Below are 22,201 nucleotides of genomic sequence, written 5' to 3'. Positions count from 1 at the left end.
TCTATCGGTCAAAATCAGTTTCTATGGGTCAAAATCAGTTTCTATGGGTCAAAATCTGGTTCTATCAGTCAAAATCCTGTTCTATGGGTCAAATCCTGATGTCTATGGGTCAAAAAAAGGTTTCTATCGGTCAAATCACAGGTTTTATCGGTCAAAATCAGTTTCTACGGGTCAAAATCTTGTTTTATCGGTCAAAATCAGTTTCTACGGGTCAAAATCTTGTTTTATCGGTCAAAATCAGTTTCTACGGGTCAAAATCTTGTTTTATCGGTCAAAATCAGTTTCTACGGGTCGAAATCTTGTTGTATCGGTCAAAATTGGCTTCTATCGGTCAAAATCTGGTTTTATCAGTCAAAATCCTGTTCTATGGGTCAAATCCTGATGTCTACGGGTCAAAAAAAGGTTTCTATCGGTCAAATCACAGGTTCTATCGGTCAAAATCTAGTTCTATCAGTCAAAATTGGCTTCTATCAGTCAAAATCCTGTTCTATGGGTCAAAAAAAGGTTTCTATCGGTCAAATCACAGGTTCTATCGGTCAAAATCAATGGCTACAGGTCAAAATTTAGTTCTTGTTGGCGGGGTGGGGTAATGCAGCAAAACTCCAAATAAAAAAGCAACCACCCTACCCCAGACAGGGAAGGCAGTTGCTGTTTTTGAAAACTTTCGAGCGGTCACAGTTCAACTCAAGTGTTGCCGGCACCTGAATATCGGTTAGACCCAAGTTTCCAAAAGGATCAAGTGTTACCAGCACCTGATCTTTTTTAGTGTTGACCATTACTCTCGACTTCATGCAGAACTATTTCGGAACAACGAAGCAGAGGCCATCTTTCGCAATAACCCCATTCGTTTTCCTCCATTCATGTAATTTCCCTCTTTTTGTAAGAATTTTATCTGGCAATCATTGAATATTTCACCAAGTGGCACAAACTTTAGAGGGAAAATTTGAATACCTATAAAAAGTTATCGATATGAATAGTAGTCAAATTGCTTAAAATTCCCGTACTATTGCCGATAAATAAAGGAAGAATGTTCACATTAAGAAAAAATTAATTTTAAATATCCTGGTTTTTAATAAAGAAAAACCACAGCAGCAGCTAATGGCCAAATCAACGAGGGGGTACATACTTAGTGCATATACAGAAGCTTCCACCACATACGATTACTCTCAGAAAGAGAGATATAGTTGAACGCAGAAATCACCTAAAGGATGATTTTTATCATGCGTTAACGGTTTTAGGGTCTGAAAAAAGGTTTGGTCAATTATTGCTGAATCCCGATGATTTTTCATTTGTTGAGGATCTCTTTATCCAAATTGTATTAAATGAAAAAGTATATGCCCTTTTACAAACATTAAAAAGCTGGGAAAAATACTCCTATTTTCATTCGATTGATGTTTTTATATCAGGTATTTTACTGTTAAAAAAGTTTCGAGTCGCTAATCTTGAAACAATGGGAGCCGGGCTTTTACTCCATGACATTGGAAAAATTGAAATCCCAAGGGAAGTTCTCGCAAAACCATCATCGCTTTCTGATCAAGAAATTGAAATTGTAAAGGAGCATCCGGTAAAAGGCTACGAGATTTTAAAGAAATATTCATTTTCAGAGCAGATATGCAGGATGGCGCGAGATCATCATGAACGCTTAAATGGCAGCGGGTATCCGAATGGAGTATTCGAAAAGGATATTCCGATTGAAACAAAAATTTTAATGATTGTCGACGTATATTCAGCCCTTACACTGGAAAGACCCTATCGGCCGCCGATGTCTGCCGTCGTTGCCATGCAAGTACTCCTGCATGACTCCGGTATGTTTGATACTCAATGCCTGCAAACTTTTATGGATATGGTTCATATTTTTCCAGAAAAGCCGGTTATGCAAAACTTCTAGTAAAGAGAAAAACCTGTCACTGAACCTCAAACGGTTGGGTAACAGGTTTTTTTATTAGGGCGACTCATTCATTCCTTATCCTGAAAAAGTCCTCTTTCATCCGGTCCATCAGTGCTGCCATTTGCGCTCTGGTTGAATTGGCTTCAGGTTTAAAAAGGTTGTTGTCATAGCCTTGTATATACCCTTGCTGATAAATCGCAATGATAGATCTATACGACCACCTATCCATTTCCACATCGGTGAATGGACTTTCCGCAGCTGGCTCAAGCGGGTAGTTAAAAATATTATTTAAAATTTGCGCGAGCTGTTCTCGTGTAAGCGGGTCATTAGGTCCGAAAACATCAGGCCTTTTCCCGTGCAGATATCCTAATTCTCTTGCAATCTCAATTTCGTTTCGGGCCCAGTGCCCTTTTAAATCTGTAAACTTATATGCGTTTGGCTTCATTTCATCTTTTCCGAGTGCCCGTACTAAAATAACAGCTCCTTGAGCACGAGTCAGAGTAGAGTTAGGTGCAAAGGTCGTACTCGTTGTTCCGAGCATCCACCCTTCCTGTGAGACAAAATGGATATTATTTTCTGCCCAAAAGCCAACCGGTACATCCTTAAAATAACGGCCATTTAACCATAACGTATAAAAATCCCAAATAGAGTGAGTTTCCTGAGATAATGACCACGAGCCTGTCCCATTAATGCCATATTTCATAGGAAGCCGGAGCTTCGATTTAATCGATCGTTCATTTTCATACCAAACCACATATCGGCCTTCTGTTAATTTTGTGCTTCCAAGAAAAGTGGATTTTCCTTTCGGAATAGTAAACTCAGCGTAGGGAGTCTGGCTCTTTTCATCAAATCTGTATGCCCCATTAAACTGGTCAACGAGGGGTTCAACTTTATTCATGGAAATTCCTTTTCCTGTAATAACCTGATTCTCTAATGTCGGCCCGTCTAGCTTCCAGATTCGTCCATAGAAGGGGAGTCCAATCACAATTTTATTTTTGGGAACCCCCAGATTGATCGCATATTGAATCGAACGTTCAGCAAACCCTAGGCTGGCAACAGCCCCAATTGGACTGTCTGGGGCTTCCCATGTTTCATCATAGGCCATAATCATCAGGTAATTAGCATATTTGGACAGGGCTTTATAATCATAAAAACCGTGCCAGCCTGTTTTCCAATGATTCGGATTGGCTGCAACGGAAACAGAAAGCTCTTTCTGACTTGGAATCTTACTTCGCAGCAGCTTCACAAACTCGGTAAAAGCGTCCCGGTATTCATGCCCCACGCCTTCAATATCGACGTTTACTCCATCTAAGTGATAAGCATTTATAGCCGCAACAATGTCATTTACAAGTTGCTCTTTATTGTTCAAAGCATTGATTCCCGCAGTTTTATTCCAGTGGTTTGATAAAAAAGGCACGACTTTGATCCCGCGTCTGTGCATCTCTGTAATAAAAGCTGATTGGAGAGTCCAATTTACATTCAGCTTACCTTGATCAGTTATATCAAAGTAATTTGGAGAAATAACATTGAGGCTGTCATTCGTTCGGCTGATGTGGGTTATATACTGGTTTGGATTTCCAAAATATAAGTAAGACATATTAAACTTAGCAGACGCAGGCACAGCAATGGTAAGAAAGACAACCGTAAATGAAAGGACTACAATCATGAATGTATTTTTATCGTTCATTTTTATATCCTTTCAATTTATTATTAATCATTTATTAACTAGTCAACATAGAACGCGTCAAACTGATACTCCTCATCCTTAGGAGTAATCGTATATTGAATCCCATTGTATTCAATCGTTCTTTGCTGAACATTTTCAAAATTAGCGTTTGGCCCAATCCCAAACTCATTAAACAGATAATCCGCATGATGGGGCTCTGTTCCGGGATTAAGGATTAAATAAATTTGACTCATGGCAGTCAATAGCTGAAAACGCTCCGTCATGGTTTCTGCACGTTCATTTACCTGTAAGCCTCTGATGGTATCATCGTAAACATATACGCGAAGAACGAGGCCATTCTGGAAATCTGATATATACATGACCCCTTGATCAATTGGAGTTTTTTCAAATCTCCTTATTTCTAAGGCAGTGCCTTGTTCTTCTGATAAAGAATTCCATCTCTCTTTGAAATCATGAAAAGCCAATCTATCTGCCTGAGAAATCTTTTCGCTTTGATCCGTCTCGTCATCCATTTCATTTGGTACGAGCTTTGTTTGGTGAGGAATCTGTCCTGTAGGATTCTCTATTTGATCGGGAGCCGGAGGCAATTGGTTTGTTAGTTCCTGATACGGGTCAGACCCATCAAGATTTTCTTGTGATTCATCCTGTTGCTGGGGACTGCAGGATACCAAGAGAGACACTACTGCAATACCTTGAAGGAAATGTAAAAAATGCTGTTTCATACAATCACCTTTCTTTTTGAACATCTTTCTTAGTTTCTTCAAAAAGCGGCGAAATATGAGAAGAAAAGGAAATTGATGAAAGATTGGGAATCGAAAGGGGAAGTAATTCTTAGCAAGTTTGATCCACTTATATCAGCAATCGCCATATACTATTCAGAGAGTGAAATCGGTGGAACACCAGTCGCCCCATTGTACGTTCCAGTTGATTTTGCTTTTCTTAGCGGATTAATGTTCCGCTATTTCGAAAAAAACCGCTGTTTTGCAGACTAAAGCGGATTAACGTTCCGCTATTTGACGAAAATCATTTAAACATTGCTCGGTTTCGTGTAAATAACGGAACCAGGGACCGATAACTTTTGAAAAATGCCGGTTTTGTCTTAAATAGCGGAACCATGGCCCGTTTGCACTCCGGCCGCTGTTTTATTGCTTGCAAAAAAGGACACCAGCTCCGTTGAACCGAATGTTCAATCCAAACAACGATTAAAATTTATACACTTAATGCGAAAGTTGACTTATTAAAAAAATAAGTTGTTCGAAAATTAAAATAGTAATAAAGTTAAACTAACAGATGATAGGGGGTTATGATTTGAAACCAGTTATTGGGATTACATCACATGTGGAACTAGACTGTAAGCATACCTTAAACCATGATTATATTCAGGCTGTATTGGAGGCAGGGGGAATTCCGGTTATTTTGCCGATTGGCATAGATGATGATGTCGACCAGCTGCTGGAAAGACTGGATGGAATCCTGGTTACGGGTGGCGGGGATATAGATCCGACTTTGTTTGGAGAAGAGCCTCATGCGAATTTAGGGATGATTTCACCGGGGCGTGATAGTTCTGAGTTGGCAATTATTGTGAAGGCACTAGCCCTAAATAAACCGATTTTGGCAATCTGCCGCGGGATTCAGATTCTCAATATCGCGGTAGGAGGAGATATGTTCCAGGATATTTATGCGCAGCATGATCAGCAGCTTCTTCAGCATTCACAAAAGGCGAGCCGCTCTCACTTATCCCATTATGTCAATGTAGAGAAAGATAGTTTGCTAGCTGACATTGCGGGACAGACCAAATTTAAGGTCAATACATTCCATCATCAGGCAGTCCGTCATGTTCCGAAACCACTCACAATTTCGGGAACCGCATCCGATGGAATCATAGAAGCGATAGAGAGTGTAGAGCATAAGTTTGTACTCGGCCTGCAATGGCATCCTGAACCACTAGCTGCCAATGGGGATGAGATTTCGAAAAAGATTTTTAAACGTTTTATCCAATCTTGTTAAGAGGTGAACATTATGAATGTAATTGACTTACACTGTGACGCACTAATGAAATTGTACGATTCTAAAGGAAACTTGACGTTTAGTGATTCTCCCGAGCTAGATACCAATAAAAGAAGGCTTCAGGAAGGCGGCGTAAAGACTCAAGTATTTGCAATTTTTATTGAACCTTCCATGAAGGCAGAAGAAAAGTGGCAGGCTGCGCTTGATCAGGTTCATTATTTTTACACGGATGTGCTTGGCAACAACCCTGAGATGAAGCAAATCAAAGCATGGGAGGATTTTGACAATCTTAAGGACGGCGAGATTGGTGCGATGTTAAGCCTTGAGGGCGTTGATGCGATTGGCAATGATATGCATAAGCTCAGTATCCTTTACCAACTAGGCGTCCGTTCCGTGGGGTTAACCTGGAATAACGCGAACCTGGCAGCGGATGGAGCTGGAGAGCCGCGCGGTGCCGGTCTTACGAAGTTTGGCCGTGAAATTGTTGCGTTCCTCAATGAGCATAAGATGTTTACAGATGTCTCACATTTATGTGAAAAAGCTTTCTGGGATGTCATGGATTGTGCCGACTACCCAATAGCCAGCCACTCCAATGCGCGGGTGCTCTGTAATCATGTCCGAAACCTGTGGGATGACCAAATTAAAGCGATGTTTGCGAAAAATGGTTTAATACATGTTGTGTTTTGCCCGCCGTTTATCAATGAGAGCGGGAGGGCAACCATTGCTGATATAATTAAACACATCGATCATCTTTGCTCATTAGGAGGAGTCAGCCAAATTGGCTTTGGTTCGGATTTTGACGGGATTACAACCTACCCTGTTAACTTAGAAGATTCCTCTATGTATCAAAATTTAATCAATGAACTATTAAAATATTATTCAGAGGATCAAGTGAAGGGCTTTGCATACCAAAACTTTTTAAATCATCGTCCTAAATAAACGATATATGTGGAAAACAGTAAACTGATTAAGCAAAAGCTAAGACCGACAAACCAATAAATTTTCGCAGAAGGGAAGGATTTTCGGTACCCCCGAGTCCTTTCTTCTTTTTTACCTTCAATTTCTTGAATAATCTGCTCTTTTTTACTAATAGTTTTAAAAAAATGCTTAGTACTCCTAATAAAAGCTGTAAAAAACTGTCCTTCAATTAAAAGTAAGACCCCGCCAATCATTAATAAGAAAAGTCCTATTAAAAAAACACTATCCATCCAGTATAAAAAACTCCACCCCTGATCATAAAAGAAAGGAATGATAACGGATAAGAGCAGCGATGTGCCAATGATCGAAATATTTTTTTTCAAAACAAAACAACTCCTATATCTCTAGTATTCTCAGTGTATCATGTTACATAAATATTTCGAATAGTTTAATAGATATCTTGCTATTATTGGTTGGAACATTTACAATTATTAAAAAATTCTATTTTAAGAGGGGGAACATGGATGAAGAGAAAAGGCTGGTTTTCAATATTAATTCTACTGTTACTGGGCTCTATGTTTTTGTCAGCATGTAATTTTGGATCATCGGGCGGTGACAGTAGCTCAGACGGTAATGGTGAGGGAGATGGAAGCGGAACAGATAATACAGATACTGAAGTCGCCCAAATTTTAAAAATGGATGCCTCAGCTGATATTCCTACATTAGATTCGACGCAAGCACACGATGCTGTTGCTTTTACTGTTCTGAATAATGTCAATGAAGGATTATATCGTCAGGATCAAAAGCATCAGCCAATTTTAGCGATGGCAGAGAATCACGAGAAGAGTGATGATGGACTAGTACATACCTTTACTCTAAGAGATGCAAAGTGGAGTAATGGTGAGCCTGTCACAGCCCATGACTTTGAGTATGCTTGGAAGCGGGTTATGGCTGAAGCAGGACCATATAACTTCATGTTTGTAACGGCAAGCATTAAAAATGCAGAAAAGATTATGAATGGTGAGGCAACTGCTGACCAATTAGGTGTTACCGCAAAAGATGATAAAACACTTGAAGTTACTCTAGAAGCACCAAACCCATTGTTAGAAACCTTGCTTACTTTCCCGACATTCTTGCCACAAAATCAGGCATTTGTTGAAGAAATGGGTGACCAGTACGCTCTTGAAGCGGAAAATATCTTAGCAAATGGACCATTTAAATTGGTAGAGTGGACACAAGAGCAAGGCTGGAAATATGAAAAGAACCCGGATTATTGGGATGCAGCTAACGTAAAATTGGATGAAATTCATGTCACGGTTGTAAAAGATTCAATGACGTCAGCTAACCTATTCGAAGAAGGTACACTGGATCGCGTGATATTATCTGCTGAATTAGTTGATCAATATAGCTCTCACGAAGATTTTTCACTTTCCACACTTTCAGGGATTGGGTTTTTACGTTTTAACCATAATCACCCGGCTCTTAAAAACGAAAATATCCGCAGAGCAATTGACATGGCCATTGATAAACAAGGCTTGACAGATGTTATTATGAAAAATGGTGCACAGCCATTGTATGGAGTTGTCCCAGCTGGCTTCTATTTCTCACCTGACGGAAAGGATTACCGTGAGTTGAACGGTGACTTCAATAAGGGAACAGTCGAAGAAGCTCAGGAGTTATGGCAAAAAGGTCTAGAAGAGATTGGCCAAGATAGTGTTACTGTATCGATTAATACTTCGGATGCAGAGTTAAGCAAGAAAATTTCTGAGTATCTGCAAGCGCAGCTGCAAGAAAATCTTCCAGGATTTACGCTGGAAATTAAGGCTGTTCCTTTTGCACAGCGTCTCGAAATTGAAAAAGCGGTTGAATATGATATTTCTTTATCAACTTGGGGGCCAGACTACAGTGACCCTATGACATATCTTGATATGTGGGTTGAAGGCAACTCTACAAACAGAATGGATTACGTTAATAATGATCTAGATTCTCTTGTAGAACAAGCCAGATCAGAAACGGATCTTAGTGCACGTTATCAGATGCTTCTCGATATTGAAAAAATCCTGCTTGAGGAAGATGCTGCCATTGCACCTTTATATCAATCAGGTCAAGCTTTATTACAGCGGAGTAAGATTAAGGGGTTAGTCCAACATCCAAGTGGTCCAGATTATTCATTTAAATGGACATACATTGAAGAATAAGCATCACGTGTAAATGCGGCAGAAACGCGAGAGTGTATCAACTGGTGCACTCTCGTTTTCTTTTAAATGTCCTGTCAGTCTAAAATGCTTTTAAAAGAAATGAGGTGTTCATGTGAATCGATATTTCATACAACGGCTAGGCTATATGCTCATTACGTTATTTATTATCGTAACGATGACATTCTTTCTCATGAATCTGCTCCCCGGAACACCGTATACCAACCCTGAAAAATTAACGGACCAGCAAATAGCTGTTTTAAATGCAAAATATGGTTTGGACAAGCCTGTGGCGATTCAATATGTCCAGTATTTAGGGAATCTTATTCAGGGCGATCTTGGTTATTCCTTTCAAAAAGAAGGACGTACGGTTGAAAGTATGATTAGTGATCGGATTGGTCCTTCTGCCTTAATTGGTTTTCAGGCCCTTATCTTCGGTACGATTGTAGGGCTTGCCCTCGGTATTCTTTCAGCTTTGCGGCACAATACGATTTATGACTATGGTTCTGTAATCCTGGCTGTTCTCGGGATGTCCATTCCCTCATTCGTCTTTGCCGCCTTGCTCCAATATTTTATCGGTCTCAAATTAGGCTGGCTTCCTGTTGCCTTATGGGAAAGCTATGAATATTCAATTCTCCCATCTCTAGCCCTGTCGGTTACGGTAATTGCGACGGTTGCCCGTTTTATCCGGAGCGAAATGCTAGAAGTATTGGGACAAGACTACGTCATAACGGCAAGAGCGAAAGGGCTTAATGAAACAAGCGTTATTACCAAGCACGTAATTCGTAATGCCCTCATTCCGGTTGTGACGATGCTCGGACCTCTTGCCGTATCGATTATGACAGGAACACTCGTTATCGAAAAAATATTTTCTGTTCCGGGACTAGGTGAACAATTTACATTATCCATCCTCGTGCTCGATTACAGTGTCATTATGGGAATAACGATATTCTATAGCACGCTGTTTATTCTTGTCGTATTTATCGTCGATATTTTATACGGAATACTAGATCCTCGGATTAATTTAAAGCGAGGTGAAGCAGCATGAAGCTAGAGATCAACAAACCAACGAAAGTTGCCATTCATAATAACACAACTTTTCATACACAACCTACTGAAATTACAGATGATTTGTTTGTAGCAGCCCCGCTTGATCCGGAAAAAGCAGAGGAAATTACAAGCCCGCCGATGTCCTTCTGGAAGGAAGCCTTTTATCGTCTGGCAAAAAATAAAGGAGCCATGATTTCCCTTGTCCTGCTAGTGGTTCTTGGTGCGATGTCGATTATCGGTCCGCTTTTAACAGATTATCGATATGACGAGCAGAATATAGCTCATACGAACCTGCCGCCCAAAATACAAGGGCTAGAGTGGTTAGGGTTTGATGGGATAGACGCTAATGGGGTAGATCAATATGAAACCCGCGGAATTGAAGCAAATCATTGGTTTGGAACCGATGAATTTGGCCGTGACTTATGGACGAGGATTTGGACAGGTACTCAAATTTCCTTGTTTATTGCAATCGTTGCTGCCCTTCTCGATCTGGTGATCGGGGTCGTATACGGAGGAGTCTCTGCCTTCTTTGGAGGCAAGGTAGATAATGTGATGCAGCGGATTATTGAGGTATTGGTAGGGATTCCGAATCTTATCGTTATCATTTTATTTATCCTGATTTTAGAGCCGGGTATAAGATCTATTATTTTAGCGATGATTATCACCGGTTGGGTTGGGATGGCCCGGATTGTTCGCGGACAAGTCCTGCAATTAAAGGGGCAGGAATTTGTGCTTGCGTCAAGGACGCTGGGTGCTTCTAATTCACGTCTGATTTGGAAGCATTTGTTGCCAAACGTAATGGGACCAATCATAGTAACTGTAATGTTCACGATCCCAACTGCGATCTTCTTTGAAGCTTTTTTAAGCTTCATAGGTTTAGGTCTTCAGGCACCACTAGCCTCATTGGGGGTATTAATTGAAGACGGATATCAAGCGATGAGGTTCCACACCTATAAGCTGTTCCTCCCAGCCTTGATTATTAGTGTGGTTATGATTTGTTTTAATCTTCTAGCAGATGGACTTCGAGATGCGCTCGATCCGAAAATGAGGAAGTAGGGGGGATCGATTATGACAGAAACGATATTACATGTAAATAATTTGCATATTTCTTTTAACACCCAGACAGGGGTAGTTCGTGCAGTCAGAGGGGTAAATTTTGAGATAAAAAAGGGAGAAACGCTTGCAATCGTAGGTGAATCAGGCTCCGGAAAGTCAGTCACAGCCAAGTCGATTATGCGATTATTGCCTAAACATAACACCATTATCTCTGACGGGACCATTACCTATGAAGATAAAAGTCTCTTAGATTTGTCAGCGAAAGATATGGCCCATATTAGAGGTTCTGAAATTTCGATGGTCTTTCAGGATCCGATGACCTCTTTAAATCCGACGATGAAAATTGGAAAGCAGATTATGGAGGGATTAATAAAGCATCAAAGCCTATCTAAAAGCGAAGCTAAGAAACGGGCAGTTGAAATGCTGGCGATGGTTGGAATTCCAAACCCTGCGGAACGACTAAATTCGTATCCTCATCAATTTTCTGGAGGAATGCGGCAGCGGGTTGTGATTGCAATGGCCTTAGCATGTAACCCGAAGATTTTAATTGCTGATGAACCAACAACAGCACTCGATGTTACAATTCAGGCGCAAATCCTGGATTTAATGAAGGATCTCCAGGAAAAAACAGGTACTGCCATTATTTTAATTACGCATGACCTTGGGGTAGTTGCTAATATGGCAGATCGGGTAGCCGTTATGTATGCAGGCAAAATTGTCGAACAGGGAACACTTGATGAAATCTTCTATAGCCCTCAGCATCCGTATACATTGGGACTATTACAATCGATGCCGAAACTTCATGCCAAGCGGTCAGAACCTTTGATTCCAATTCCGGGAACACCGCCAGATATGGCAACCTTAGGAAGCGGCTGCTCCTTTGCGGCTCGTTGCCCTTATACCATGAAGGTTTGCCATCATTTCTCACCGGAAGAAACAACGATTGAAGGCAATCATACGGTCTCATGCTGGCTTCAGGATAAGCGTACACCTGCGGACCTCCGTCCAGCCGCGATTGTAGGGGGAGTGAAATAATGAGCGCCAATGAAGTTTTAGTCGAGGTAAAAGACCTCGAGAAGCATTTTAAACTGGGGAAAAAGAGCATTCTCCGTGCCGTGGACGGCATTAGTTTTTCCATTCATAAAGGGGAAACGCTTGGTCTCGTTGGAGAATCCGGATGCGGAAAATCAACAGTTGGCCGAACCATTACCCAGCTTTACACGCCCACTGGCGGGGAAGTCCTTTTTAATCAAGAGAAACTTCATGCTGCAAGATCTAAAGAAGAACAAAAGAAATTCAAACGCAGCATGCAAATGATATTCCAAGACCCGTATTCTTCACTCAATCCGCGGATGACGGTGCAGGAGATTATTGGGGAAGGACTTCTAATCCATCGTCCGAACATGTCCAAGAAAGAACGGGATTACCGAGTTGTCGAATTATTAGAAATGGTAGGACTAAACCAAAAGCATGCCTACCGCTATCCCCATGAGTTCAGCGGCGGCCAAAGACAGAGGGTTGGGATTGCCCGTGCACTGGCAGTAGAGCCGCAATTTATTGTAGCAGATGAACCGATTGCGGCCCTAGATGTATCGATTCAGGCGCAAATTGTAAATTTGCTGAAAAACCTGCAAGAGGAAAAGGGATTGACCTATTTGTTTATTGCCCACGATTTATCAATGGTCAAGCACATCAGTGACCGGATTGCGGTTATGTACCTTGGGAAAATCGTTGAAATGGGTGAAAGTGAAGAGCTCTATGAAAAACCGCTGCACCCTTATACAGAGGCACTGCTGTCAGCGATTCCGCTTCCGGATCCAAAGCTTGAGCGAACCAGGGAACGGATTATACTTAAAGGAGACGTACCGAGCCCAACCGATTTACCAAGTGGCTGCCGTTTCCGGACACGCTGCCCGAAAGCAATGGATATTTGTTCTCAGGCGGAACCAGCGTTTCGCGAAGCAGAACCTGGCCGGTTTGTCGCATGTCATTTGTATGAATGAGAGTTTTATAGATTATTAGTTTTGCGGCTAGTCCCCGGGCAGGGGCTAGCCATTTTTTATATAATTTTTAAAAATTCGTGGAGAGTTTTTTATGAGTAAGTGAAGCATTCTCTATAGTGGGGCAATCCCGCAGTAATTTTTATTAAATATTTTATATTTTTATTAGTATTCTCTGTTTTAATAATGGGGGATTTTACTATTAACTTTAGTTCGGTATTGGAATCGCGCAAGAATCGATAAATGCGCGCAACAATCAAAAAATACGCGCAAGAATCGAAAAATACGCGCAAGAATGGGTCTGAATTGCGCAACTGTTAATTAATGGAAACAAAAGAGCGTGAAAATGTGAATTGATAGATATAACCCGCATCCCCCTATCACCTCCACATTCAATGTAAGGATACCGCACGTCATCCACACCCTTGAACTGCAGCAACTTCAAAAAAATAAAATTAAACAAAATATTGAGAAAATTCACCATATGTGTTATCCTCGTTAAAAGGATTTCCTTCAACACCGTCAATTATTGAAGTTTTTCCTTCGCTTTGCTCCAATTTAAAAATATTAAATTTAAAAATAGGAGTCTGCCATGCAGCAATTGAAGATGTCGATTGAGAAAAAGTTTAATACACTATCTAAAGGGGTTCAAAAGGTTGCTGGCTATTTTTTAAAGGATCCGGAGGCTTTTGCTGTCTACCCTGCTGATCAGATTGGCAAGATGATCGGGGTAAGTGAGACGACGGTGATTCGGTTTTGTCAGGCTCTCGGATTTAAAGGATACAGCGGATTCCAAAGGGAGATTCAAGAGGATGTTCTGAACCGAAGAAGCAGTCTTTTGGATTATCAGTCTGGCAAACACGCATTCAAGGAATCTCGGAATTTTTTACAAGAGGTTATGTTTACGGATGCGCGTAACATTGAGAAAGTTGCTTCTCAATTAAATGAAACAGACTTTCACCAGGCTGTTCACCGATTGGCGACTGCGGATCAGGTTTTAGTGGCTGGGGTTCGATCCTCGTATTCCTTGGCTAGCTGGTTTAGTTTTAGTCTTGATTTGATTCAAGGAAAAGTGAAACAATACCGTTCTAATCACGACGACATTCTTCTTTTGTTTAGTGAAATGAATTGTAATAAAGTTTTGGTCGCCTTTTCGTTTCACAGGTATGCATTAGAGACTATTAATCTGGCAAAAGAAGCGAAGAAACGGGGGGCTTATGTCATTGGCATAACCGATTCTGCGGTAGCCCCGATTCGAGAGCATTGTGATCTATTATTTCCGGTTGAGCTTCCTGTCCAATCGACGCTCGATGCAACTCCTGCCGTTTTTTCATTAGTAAATGCTATGGTAGCCGGCGTCGCCGTGCAAAACGGGGAGGAGTTTGAAAGACGAAGAAAGAGATTTGAGTCCGTTCAGCTGGATCATTATTTTGTTAAATAACGAGAAAGAAGGTTCAAAATGGTGACTGAAGTTTTTACCAATCAATTAAAGGAAAAGGTTTTACATATATTCCAACACCTCCACACCCATCCGGAGGTGAGCTGGAAGGAAGTTGAAACGACCGTCTACATTGCTTCGATTTTACAAGAAAATGGCTGTCGGGTACAGACATTTCCGGATTGTACCGGAGTAATTGGCGAAATAGGTGAAGGGAAACCCGTGGTGGCCGTCCGTGCCGATATTGATGCTCTTTGGCAGGAAGTAGAGGGAGAGTTCCGCGCTAATCATTCGTGCGGTCATGATGCCCATATGGCAATGGTTCTGGGAGTTTTATATTCTTTGAAAAATAAAAAACTAAAAGGGACGGTACGCTTTATTTTTCAGCCAGCTGAAGAAAAGGGAACCGGTGCACTAAAAATGGTAGAAAAGGGCGTCGTAGATGATGCAGATTATCTGTATGGTGTTCATCTCCGGCCAATTCAGGAAATCCCGCACGGTACAGCATCACCTGTTATCCTTCATGGAGCAGCCCGTTTTATTAGAGGCAAAATAACAGGGGAGGATAGCCATGGTGCCCGTCCTCATTTAACAGCCAATGCGATTGAGGTTGGAGCTGACCTTGTGAAAATGATTCACGGCATCCATCTTGATCCGATGGTTCCCTACTCCGCCAAAATGACAGCATTTCAGGCAGGCGGCGAAAGCTCTAACATTATTCCAGGCTCTGCGACCTTTAGTTTAGATATCCGTTCACAAACGAATGAGATCATGGAGGCGTTGGTTGAAAGAATTGAAGCGGGTGCTGCAATGCTGGCTCAATATCATGGGGTTACAATTGAATTGGAGACCGGAGCTAATGTGGCAGCAGCAGTTCCCAATGAAGAAGCCCAAGCGAAACTTCAAAAGGCGATTGAAGCCGTTCTGGGGAAAGAAAATGTAAAACCTCCTCTTATAACAACGGGAGGGGATGATTTTCATTTTTATACGATTAAACGTCCGCATCTAAAAGCAACGATGCTTGGTCTAGGCTGTGACCTTAAGCCGGGGCTGCATCATCCGAATATGACCTTTAATCATGATGCATTAATGAATGGGGTTCAGATTTTAACAGCGGCTATTGTTGAAACATTAGACGAAAGCAGGGAGTAAGAGATGAAGGAATCGATAAAAATCCGAACATTGACTTCATTGCAGGAAATGCGAGAGGTGGCCGAGCTTGAAGAGCATGTTTGGGGTCCACCGGCTACTCCGGTTCATCAAACCCATACGGCCGTTAAAAATGGCGGACTTGTGATAGGCGCCTATGATGGGGAAAAGCTCGTTGGGTTTCAATATAGCTTTCCGGGATTTAAAGAAGGACAGGTATACCTCTGTTCACATATGCTCGGGATCCACAGTGACTACCAAAAATCAGGGATCGGTGAGAAATTAAAACAGAAACAACGTGAACTCGCCATTGAGATGGGATATTCGTTTATTACCTGGACCTTTGACCCATTGCTGGGTGTTAATGCATATTTAAATCTACATAAGCTCGGCGGGATTGCAGGAAGCTATTCGGAAAATCATTATGGAATGATGGAGGATGCCCAAAATGCCGGACTGCCTACCGACCGCTTTAAAGTGGAATGGTGGATTAAGAGCAAGTATGTGTCTGAGCATAAGCCTAAACACGATGCGATTGACTCCAAAAAAATTCTGTTGCTAACAGAAATCAATCAGGCTGGTTATCCTTATGTGTTGGGTAAAAATCAGGAGGTAACCTTCGATCCAACAGTCGATGGCTGGCTCGTACCGATTCCAGGAGATTTTCAAAGTATCAAAAACAATGACTTTGAATTGGCGCTCGACTGGAGGCTTCAAACAAGAGAAGTATTTCAACTTTTAATGGCTCATGGTTTTGTAGGGGATAATCTAATCCGTGATTCGGAAAAGCAAGTTAGTTATTACCGTTTTACATTACGTGATCGTTTAGATTTAAAGTAGGAGGGACATAGCTTTGACACTGCCAATATCACAAATTATTTTGCACAAACTCCGTATGAATTTAAAAAGTCCATTTACAACAAGTTTTGGGACATTTCAGGAAAAGGACTTTTTTGTCATTGAAATGGTGGATAAGGATGGCTGCCGTGGATTTGGTGAATCAGTCGCCTTTTCAAGCCCATGGTACAGCGAGGAAACGGTTGGAACCAATGAACATGTAATGGAGGATTTTTTAATTCCACTGTTAAAACAGAATTCCGTTTCACACCCTGATGAGGTTACCAGCCTGTTTGCACCGATTCGCAGAAATAATATGGCAAAGGCCGCGATTGAAGGAGCGGTTTGGGATTTATACGCAAAACGAAATCAGATGTCTCTTGCCAAAGCCCTTGGCGGTGAGAAAAAAGAGATCGAAGTCGGAATCAGCATCGGGATCCAGCCGTCTGTAAAAGATCTGCTCAATACCATCGAGTGGGCAGCAGCAGAAGGATACAAACGGATGAAAATCAAAATCAAGCCCGGCTGGGATGTCGATGTTTTACGCGAGGTACGAAAGCACTTCCCGACAATGCCGATCATGGCTGATGCAAATTCCGCTTATACACTAAAGGATATTGATCATTTAAAGCAATTGGACGAGCTCGATTTAATGATGATCGAACAGCCGCTTGAACATGATGATATCGTGGACCATGCCTTATTGCAAAAAGAAATTGAAACGCCTGTCTGCCTGGATGAAAGCATTCACTCGTTTGACGATGCCCGCAAAGCGATTGAACTGGGAAGCTGTAAAATTATCAATATTAAAATTGGAAGGGTTGGCGGGTTAACGGAATCAAAAAGAATTCATGATTTTTGTAAAGCCAACAATATCGCCGTCTGGTGCGGCGGCATGCTTGAGGCAGGTGTGGGGAGAGCTCACAATATTGCACTGACCACACTGGATCAATTTATTCTGCCTGGGGATACAGCGGGCTCTTCTCGCTATTGGGAAAAAGATATTATCCAGCCGGAAGTAGTGGCAGTAGACGGGATGATTCAAGTACCGGATGCACCTGGCATTGGGTACGAGATTGACCGTAAAGCCTTAGAAGACTTTACTGTTTCAAAGAAGGTGTTTACGTTTTAATAATTGACAAGGAGCTGACATCATGAATAACTTTATCAATGGTGCTTTCGGAAGACTGATCCTCCCTGGCATCATCCTCCAATCCGTATTAATCGGAGGAGGGTTTGCCACAGGAAGAGAAATTGTAGAGTATGGAGCTAAATACGGCGCCCTGGGCTGGCTGGGCGGAGTTGGAATTTTTATTGGATTTACAGTGATGGCTATAGTAAGCTTTGAACTGGCCCGTATGTACAAAGCTTTTGATTATCGAAGTTTGCTGCAAGCTGTAATTGGTCGGTTTTGGGTATTATTTGATGTTTTATATCTATTGCTTGCGATTCTGATTATAGCTGTCATGGCTTCGGCAACTGGGGAAATATTAAAAGGTACCCTCGGTCTTAATTATTGGGTAGGTGTGATTTTAATTACGATTTTAGTAGGAATTTTAAATTTCTATGGATCCGGACTCATTGAAAAGTTTAAAACATGGGGAACTGTTGCACTTTTTGCAGGGTATATTATTTTTAGTATTTTAGTCGTTTCTAATACTTGGGACCATGCCCGACAGGTTTTAGCGTCAGGTGATACAAGCTATGTGGGCGGGGATGTTAGTATTTTAGCTGTGTTATGGACCGGTATCCTTTATGTTGGATATAATCTTGCGGTTTATCCGGCAGCGCTATTTACAGTAAAAAGGCAACAATCCAGAAAGGATACCGTCATTTCCGGAATTGTGGCTGGTATTTTAATGACAATTCCTTGGTTCTTAACCTATGTAAGTATCATTGGATATTATCCATCTGACGAAGTACTAAGCGCTACAGTTCCTTGGCTTGTGATGCTGGATGGATACGGTTCATGGGTAGTGATTCTTTTTGGAATAGTAGTCGGCTGGACATTGGTTGAAACTGCAACTGGGATGATTCATGCCTTTATCGATCGGGTCAACTCCCACATGGAGGAGCGAAAAGGAACAACTCTAAACAAAAATCAAAATGCGGTTATTGCCATAGCAGCCTTGGTTTTAGCCATTCTCTTCTCACAATTTGGCATCATTGATTTAATTTCAATCGGATACACATGGTTGGCATATGGAATGATTGCTGTGTATGCAATTCCATTCCTGACTATTGGTATTGTCCGGATTATTAAACATAAGGAAAAGGCGGATACAAAAGAATCAACGGTTGCATAATGAAAAAACGGAAGAAGGCAAGGGAAAAAGTTCCCTTGCCTTTTTTGTTCTGCATAGAAATACATCTGCCTATGCCAAAATTCAATACCGCAAACAACTTTAGAACTACTACCATTCTACTGTTTTTTGAAGAAGTTGCAAAATCCCATTTTTCCCTCTATGTATTTTTATTCCTAGTAATGTATGATTATATAATAATATAGTTCTTACATAGAAAGGGAGATTTTATGAGAAAGCATTTCATACGCTGGACCATACTTTTAATGATGTTATCCATCCTTACACAGGTCTCTTCTTCTGTTCTTGCAAATGAAGCAGCGGAACAGAACAATGTGGTGGAGCTGGAGGTAAGCAGGGATTTATTCTCGCTTACTGAAGCTAGAACAGTTGAGGTTCAAGCTGATTTCGGAGAGACCATTGATTTAAGCCAACTGGAGTTTCAATTCGGGGGCAAAAGTCTTTCGGAATGGAGAAAGTGGACAAGCGGAACCCATTTTAACGGTGATCCCTTTATTACGGTGATCGAGGAACCGCATTATATCGATGGAACAACGACGATTGCGGCCACATTAGAATTTGGTCTTCTGTTTAACAGTGACAATCTGTCAAACCGAACGATTCGGACTCAATATCAGCAGTTTATCGGTGATTATGAACTGGCTTTGCTTAGTCCTGATGGAATGAAGGCAAAAGCAACGGTCAAGCTGAATGTCTACGATGAATTTCGGTTTTATGATCAGTTAAAACCTGAAATTGATCAGATCTTTGAACAAGCTAGCACCAGTAATGATCGATATTTAGAGTATCAAAGTCTTGGCAAGTCTGTACAAGGGCGTGACCTTCACTTTGTTATTTTAGCTAGAGATAAGGAAGCCGTTGACAAGTATTTAAATGAAACGCTGCCAGCGGCGTTAGAAAATCCTGAGAGTTTAATAGAAAAATTGGAAAACGGCACAATGGGTGACTATCAGGTTCCGGTTTGGATTAATAATATTCATCCTGATGAGGTGGAAGGGGTCGATGCTCAGGTTGAATTATTGAAAAAATTTGCTCTGGAGGATGAAGTAACCTTTAAAACTGGGGAAAATGGTCAAGAAGAAACGGTTTCACTTAATGTGGATGAGGTTCTGGATGAAGTGATTTTCCTTTATATGTTTACAAATAACCCTGACGGAAGGGTGGCTAATACGAGAGCCAATGCCAATGGATTTGACCTGAATCGTGACAATCACTATCAAACACAAATTGAAACCCAGGAAGTAACTCAGGAAATCGCCAAATGGTCACCGCTGTCCTTCCTTGATATGCATGGTTATGTAGGCGGATTTTTAATAGAACCGACCACCCCTCCGCATAATCCAAACTTTGAATATGATTTGCTTTACAACAATATGATTGAACAGGCCCATGCGATGGGACAGGCCGGAATCGCAAACTCTGCTTACAATTCTTATTTAATTCCGGCTCTCGATTATAAGGATGGCTGGGATGATATGACTCCTGCCTACACGGCCATGTATGCGATGCTGCACGGCTCGTTCGGCCATACAATTGAAGTTCCGGCGTTAAGCCAGGAAGGTCTTCGTGCAATGGTAGGTGCCGGTCTGGGGGCTGTCTTATATGTAACCGAAAATAAGGATCAGTTATACAAGGACCAGCTTGAAATTTTTAAACGCGGTATCAACGGTGAAGATAACCGCGCGGTCGATCCGTATTTTGTCAATGCTCTCGGTGAAGAGATCGGGCGTATAAGAGGGGAAAACGAAAACTTCTTCCCGGACTATTATGCAATCCCAACCGATGAAAACGAACAAAAAAATAATCTTGAAGCATATAAAATGGTTGAATATCTGCTTCGCAACGGTGTCAAGGTTGAACAAACCACTAAAAATATCAAAGTCAACGGGGTCTTGTATCCTAAAGGTACATTTGTTATTCCGATGAATCAGGCAAAACGCGGTCTGGCCAATGCCATGCTCTATAAAGGTGAGGATGTCTCAGACTGGGGAGCTATGTACGATCCGGTTGTCGTGAACTTCCCTGCACTGAGAGGATTTGATATCCATGAAATTCGTCAGCCTGGTGCTTTTGAACAAAATATGAAAGAAGTAGAAAGCGTAACATTGCCAACAGGCAAAATCGAAGGAAATGCGCCAAAGCAAGTGTTGTCCAACTCCAACAATGATACGATCAAACTTGTAAATGAGCTCCTTGAAAATGGAGCTGTTGTAGAAAGAGCCATTGAAACAAAAGCGGGTGTAGCCAAAGGAGACTATATTGTCAGTACAAAAGATTTAAAAGCTTACGGGAAAAACTACTATTTTGAGGCACGGCCATTCGGCAGCTCCAATTCACTAAAAACAGAGCAAATCTCACAGCCAAAGGTGGCCGTCACGGGGTCTTCACAATTGAAATACTCGTTACAAGAACTCGGATTTACTCTCGTCAACCCTGCAGACGCGGATGTAATCATTAGCGACAATAGCAGCTTTAATGCCGATTTCCTGCCAGAAAAATCCTATGTCGGTATTGGTGTAAACGCATTAAATGCGGTGAAAAACAGCGGGCTGCTTCCAGGGTATGATTTTGATTACACAAGAAACGGCCATGAAGGGCTAGTGAAAGCTAAAGTCAATGACCACATACTGACCTCTGGTTATGAGACGGATGAGCTTCTTTATACAGCTTACGGGGCATGGATTACCTCTGTGCCTGAAGATGCCGAGGTATTGGCTACCTTTAGCAACAGTGATGACTTCTACGTTTCTGGATGGTGGCCAGGACATGAAAATGCGAAGGGACAAATTATGGCCTTCACTCAGGACTTTGAAGATGCAACGATTACCCTGTTTGCCAATGACCTTTCCTTTAGAGGACACACTCAATATAGCTACAGATTCCTAGCAAACAGCATCTATGATTCGGTCGGTTCTGAGGCTGAAAAGAAAGGCAAAGGTAAAGTGAAGGAAAAACAATGGAAGACTCAAAGCAATAAAGTAGAAAAATCCTTCTTTGAGATTGGAAGAGACAGAGATTAAGCTGATATGTAGATGTAATTTTTCTTAAGAGAATCTCACCCTTTTGGTGCGATTCTCTTTTTTACTGGTATTATAAATTTTACTTAATTGGCTGGTAGTGACAGGTGCTGCTAAAAAAATCTATCGGTCAAAATCTTGTTTTATCAGTCAAAATCTTGTTTTATCGGTCTAAAACAAGTTCTATCAGTCGAATCAGGATGTTTATCGGTCAAAACAGAGATTCTATCGGTCAAACCAAGAGTTCTATCAGTCAAAATTGTTTTCTATGGGTCAAAAACCTATTCTATCAGTCAAATTTGGTTTCTATCGGTCAAAAACCTATTCTATCAGTCAAAATTGGTTTCTGTGGGTCAAAAATTCTATTCTACCAGTCAAAATTGGTTTCTATGGGTCAAAAACCCTATTCTATCAGTCAAAATTGATTTCTATGGGTCAAAACCCTATTTAATCAGTCAAAATTGGTTTCTACGGGTCAAAAACCTATTCTATCAGTCAAAATTGGTTTCTATGGGTCAAAACCCTATTTTATCTGTCAAAATTGGTTTTTACGGGTCAAAAACCTATTCTATCAGTCAAAATTGGTTTCTATGGGTCAAAACCCTATTCTATCAGTCAAAATTGATTTCTATGGG

The 22,201-nt window shown here is 41.3% G+C and carries 18 protein-coding genes; 15 read left to right on the top strand and 3 right to left on the bottom strand.

Annotated features, from left to right (window positions below):
• Positions 1-1,129 precede the first annotated feature (1,129 nt).
• Positions 1,130-1,888: an HD-GYP domain-containing protein gene (locus MLE14_RS05520; protein ID WP_243297349.1), complete on the top strand. Its 759-nt coding sequence runs from the start codon at positions 1,130-1,132 to the stop codon at positions 1,886-1,888.
• A gap of 64 nt (positions 1,889-1,952) precedes the next feature.
• Here the strand turns inward: MLE14_RS05520 and MLE14_RS05515 are convergent, their stop codons facing one another.
• Together MLE14_RS05515 and MLE14_RS05510 are read right to left on the bottom strand one after the other, a co-directional pair.
• Positions 1,953-3,575, bottom strand: a complete 1,623-nt coding sequence (locus tag MLE14_RS05515) for a glycosyl hydrolase family 18 protein (protein ID WP_243297348.1) — start codon at positions 3,573-3,575, stop codon at positions 1,953-1,955.
• Between the two features lie 38 nt (positions 3,576-3,613).
• Complete coding sequence (locus MLE14_RS05510; protein ID WP_243297347.1) at positions 3,614-4,297, bottom strand: hypothetical protein; 684 nt, start codon at positions 4,295-4,297, stop codon at positions 3,614-3,616.
• Positions 4,298-4,369: 72 nt separating this feature from the next.
• Between MLE14_RS05510 and MLE14_RS05505 the strand changes: the two genes are divergently transcribed.
• The 3 genes from MLE14_RS05505 to MLE14_RS05495 all read left to right on the top strand — a co-directional run bounded on the left by MLE14_RS05505 (position 4,370) and on the right by MLE14_RS05495 (position 6,521).
• On the top strand, positions 4,370-4,567 hold the full coding sequence (locus MLE14_RS05505; protein ID WP_243297346.1) for a hypothetical protein: 198 nt from the start codon (positions 4,370-4,372) through the stop codon (positions 4,565-4,567).
• 316 nt (positions 4,568-4,883) lie between these two features.
• Positions 4,884-5,582: a gamma-glutamyl-gamma-aminobutyrate hydrolase family protein gene (locus MLE14_RS05500; RefSeq protein ID WP_243297345.1), complete on the top strand. Its 699-nt coding sequence runs from the start codon at positions 4,884-4,886 to the stop codon at positions 5,580-5,582.
• A gap of 12 nt (positions 5,583-5,594) precedes the next feature.
• The gene (locus tag MLE14_RS05495; protein WP_243297344.1) at positions 5,595-6,521 is read left to right on the top strand and encodes a dipeptidase; all 927 of its coding nucleotides are present in this window, start codon (positions 5,595-5,597) and stop codon (positions 6,519-6,521) included.
• Here MLE14_RS05495 and MLE14_RS05490 read toward each other — a convergent pair.
• Positions 6,506-6,883 (bottom strand): DUF3899 domain-containing protein, encoded by a 378-nt coding sequence (locus MLE14_RS05490; RefSeq protein ID WP_243297343.1) that lies wholly within the window; start codon positions 6,881-6,883, stop codon positions 6,506-6,508. The two genes, MLE14_RS05495 and MLE14_RS05490, sit on opposite strands and share 16 nt — an antisense overlap.
• 141 nt (positions 6,884-7,024) lie before the next feature.
• Here MLE14_RS05490 and MLE14_RS05485 point away from each other — a divergent pair, with 141 nt between their 5' ends.
• The 11 genes from MLE14_RS05485 to MLE14_RS05435 all read left to right on the top strand — a co-directional run bounded on the left by MLE14_RS05485 (position 7,025) and on the right by MLE14_RS05435 (position 21,569).
• Positions 7,025-8,698, top strand: a complete 1,674-nt coding sequence (locus tag MLE14_RS05485) for a peptide ABC transporter substrate-binding protein (protein ID WP_243297342.1) — start codon at positions 7,025-7,027, stop codon at positions 8,696-8,698.
• Between the two features lie 112 nt (positions 8,699-8,810).
• Complete coding sequence (opp3b, locus tag MLE14_RS05480) at positions 8,811-9,743, top strand: oligopeptide ABC transporter permease (RefSeq protein ID WP_313897732.1); 933 nt, start codon at positions 8,811-8,813, stop codon at positions 9,741-9,743.
• On the top strand, positions 9,740-10,801 hold the full coding sequence (gene opp3C / locus MLE14_RS05475; protein ID WP_243297341.1) for an oligopeptide ABC transporter permease: 1,062 nt from the start codon (positions 9,740-9,742) through the stop codon (positions 10,799-10,801). The genes opp3b and opp3C overlap by 4 nt, the downstream gene beginning before the upstream one ends.
• Positions 10,802-10,813: 12 nt before the next feature.
• A complete protein-coding gene (locus tag MLE14_RS05470; RefSeq protein ID WP_243297340.1) occupies positions 10,814-11,836 on the top strand; it encodes an ABC transporter ATP-binding protein in 1,023 nt (340 codons plus the stop codon).
• Positions 11,836-12,804 (top strand): ABC transporter ATP-binding protein, encoded by a 969-nt coding sequence (locus tag MLE14_RS05465; RefSeq protein WP_243297339.1) that lies wholly within the window; start codon positions 11,836-11,838, stop codon positions 12,802-12,804. The genes MLE14_RS05470 and MLE14_RS05465 overlap by 1 nt, the downstream gene beginning before the upstream one ends.
• Before the next feature lie 589 nt (positions 12,805-13,393).
• On the top strand, positions 13,394-14,242 hold the full coding sequence (locus tag MLE14_RS05460; RefSeq protein WP_243297338.1) for a MurR/RpiR family transcriptional regulator: 849 nt from the start codon (positions 13,394-13,396) through the stop codon (positions 14,240-14,242).
• Positions 14,243-14,260: 18 nt separating this feature from the next.
• Complete coding sequence (locus MLE14_RS05455; RefSeq protein ID WP_243297337.1) at positions 14,261-15,391, top strand: M20 peptidase aminoacylase family protein; 1,131 nt, start codon at positions 14,261-14,263, stop codon at positions 15,389-15,391.
• 3 nt (positions 15,392-15,394) lie between these two features.
• Positions 15,395-16,228: a GNAT family N-acetyltransferase gene (locus MLE14_RS05450; protein ID WP_243297336.1), complete on the top strand. Its 834-nt coding sequence runs from the start codon at positions 15,395-15,397 to the stop codon at positions 16,226-16,228.
• A gap of 19 nt (positions 16,229-16,247) precedes the next feature.
• Positions 16,248-17,357 carry an o-succinylbenzoate synthase gene (menC, locus tag MLE14_RS05445; protein ID WP_243297391.1) on the top strand — a complete coding sequence of 370 codons (1,110 nt, stop codon included), beginning with the start codon at positions 16,248-16,250 and terminating at the stop codon, positions 17,355-17,357.
• Positions 17,358-17,379: 22 nt separating this feature from the next.
• Positions 17,380-18,531 carry a YkvI family membrane protein gene (locus tag MLE14_RS05440; protein WP_243297335.1) on the top strand — a complete coding sequence of 384 codons (1,152 nt, stop codon included), beginning with the start codon at positions 17,380-17,382 and terminating at the stop codon, positions 18,529-18,531.
• 227 nt (positions 18,532-18,758) lie between these two features.
• Positions 18,759-21,569 (top strand): M14 family metallopeptidase, encoded by a 2,811-nt coding sequence (locus tag MLE14_RS05435; RefSeq protein ID WP_243297334.1) that lies wholly within the window; start codon positions 18,759-18,761, stop codon positions 21,567-21,569.
• Positions 21,570-22,201 lie beyond the last annotated feature (632 nt).

The sequence above is a fragment of the Bacillus litorisediminis genome, assembly GCF_022808645.1.
Lineage (GTDB): Bacteria > Bacillota > Bacilli > Bacillales > JC228 > Bacillus_BF > Bacillus_BF litorisediminis.
Note: the sequence above shows the minus strand (reverse complement) of the source record. Positions and strands in the feature narration are given on the sequence as shown.

What these genes read in the sequence shown, in the direction of transcription:
- MLE14_RS05510 (WP_243297347.1), bottom strand. Translation starts at nt 4,297, where the DNA reads ATGAAACAGCATTTTTTACATTTCCTTCAAGGTATTGCAGTAGTGTCT.
- MLE14_RS05515 (WP_243297348.1), bottom strand. Translation starts at nt 3,575, where the DNA reads ATGAACGATAAAAATACATTCATGATTGTAGTCCTTTCATTTACGGTT.
- MLE14_RS05470 (WP_243297340.1), top strand. Translation starts at nt 10,814, where the DNA reads ATGACAGAAACGATATTACATGTAAATAATTTGCATATTTCTTTTAAC.
- MLE14_RS05495 (WP_243297344.1), top strand. Translation starts at nt 5,595, where the DNA reads ATGAATGTAATTGACTTACACTGTGACGCACTAATGAAATTGTACGAT.
- MLE14_RS05465 (WP_243297339.1), top strand. Translation starts at nt 11,836, where the DNA reads ATGAGCGCCAATGAAGTTTTAGTCGAGGTAAAAGACCTCGAGAAGCAT.
- MLE14_RS05455 (WP_243297337.1), top strand. Translation starts at nt 14,261, where the DNA reads ATGGTGACTGAAGTTTTTACCAATCAATTAAAGGAAAAGGTTTTACAT.
- MLE14_RS05460 (WP_243297338.1), top strand. Translation starts at nt 13,394, where the DNA reads ATGCAGCAATTGAAGATGTCGATTGAGAAAAAGTTTAATACACTATCT.
- MLE14_RS05450 (WP_243297336.1), top strand. Translation starts at nt 15,395, where the DNA reads ATGAAGGAATCGATAAAAATCCGAACATTGACTTCATTGCAGGAAATG.
- MLE14_RS05485 (WP_243297342.1), top strand. Translation starts at nt 7,025, where the DNA reads ATGAAGAGAAAAGGCTGGTTTTCAATATTAATTCTACTGTTACTGGGC.
- opp3C (WP_243297341.1), top strand. Translation starts at nt 9,740, where the DNA reads ATGAAGCTAGAGATCAACAAACCAACGAAAGTTGCCATTCATAATAAC.
- MLE14_RS05435 (WP_243297334.1), top strand. Translation starts at nt 18,759, where the DNA reads ATGAGAAAGCATTTCATACGCTGGACCATACTTTTAATGATGTTATCC.
- MLE14_RS05440 (WP_243297335.1), top strand. Translation starts at nt 17,380, where the DNA reads ATGAATAACTTTATCAATGGTGCTTTCGGAAGACTGATCCTCCCTGGC.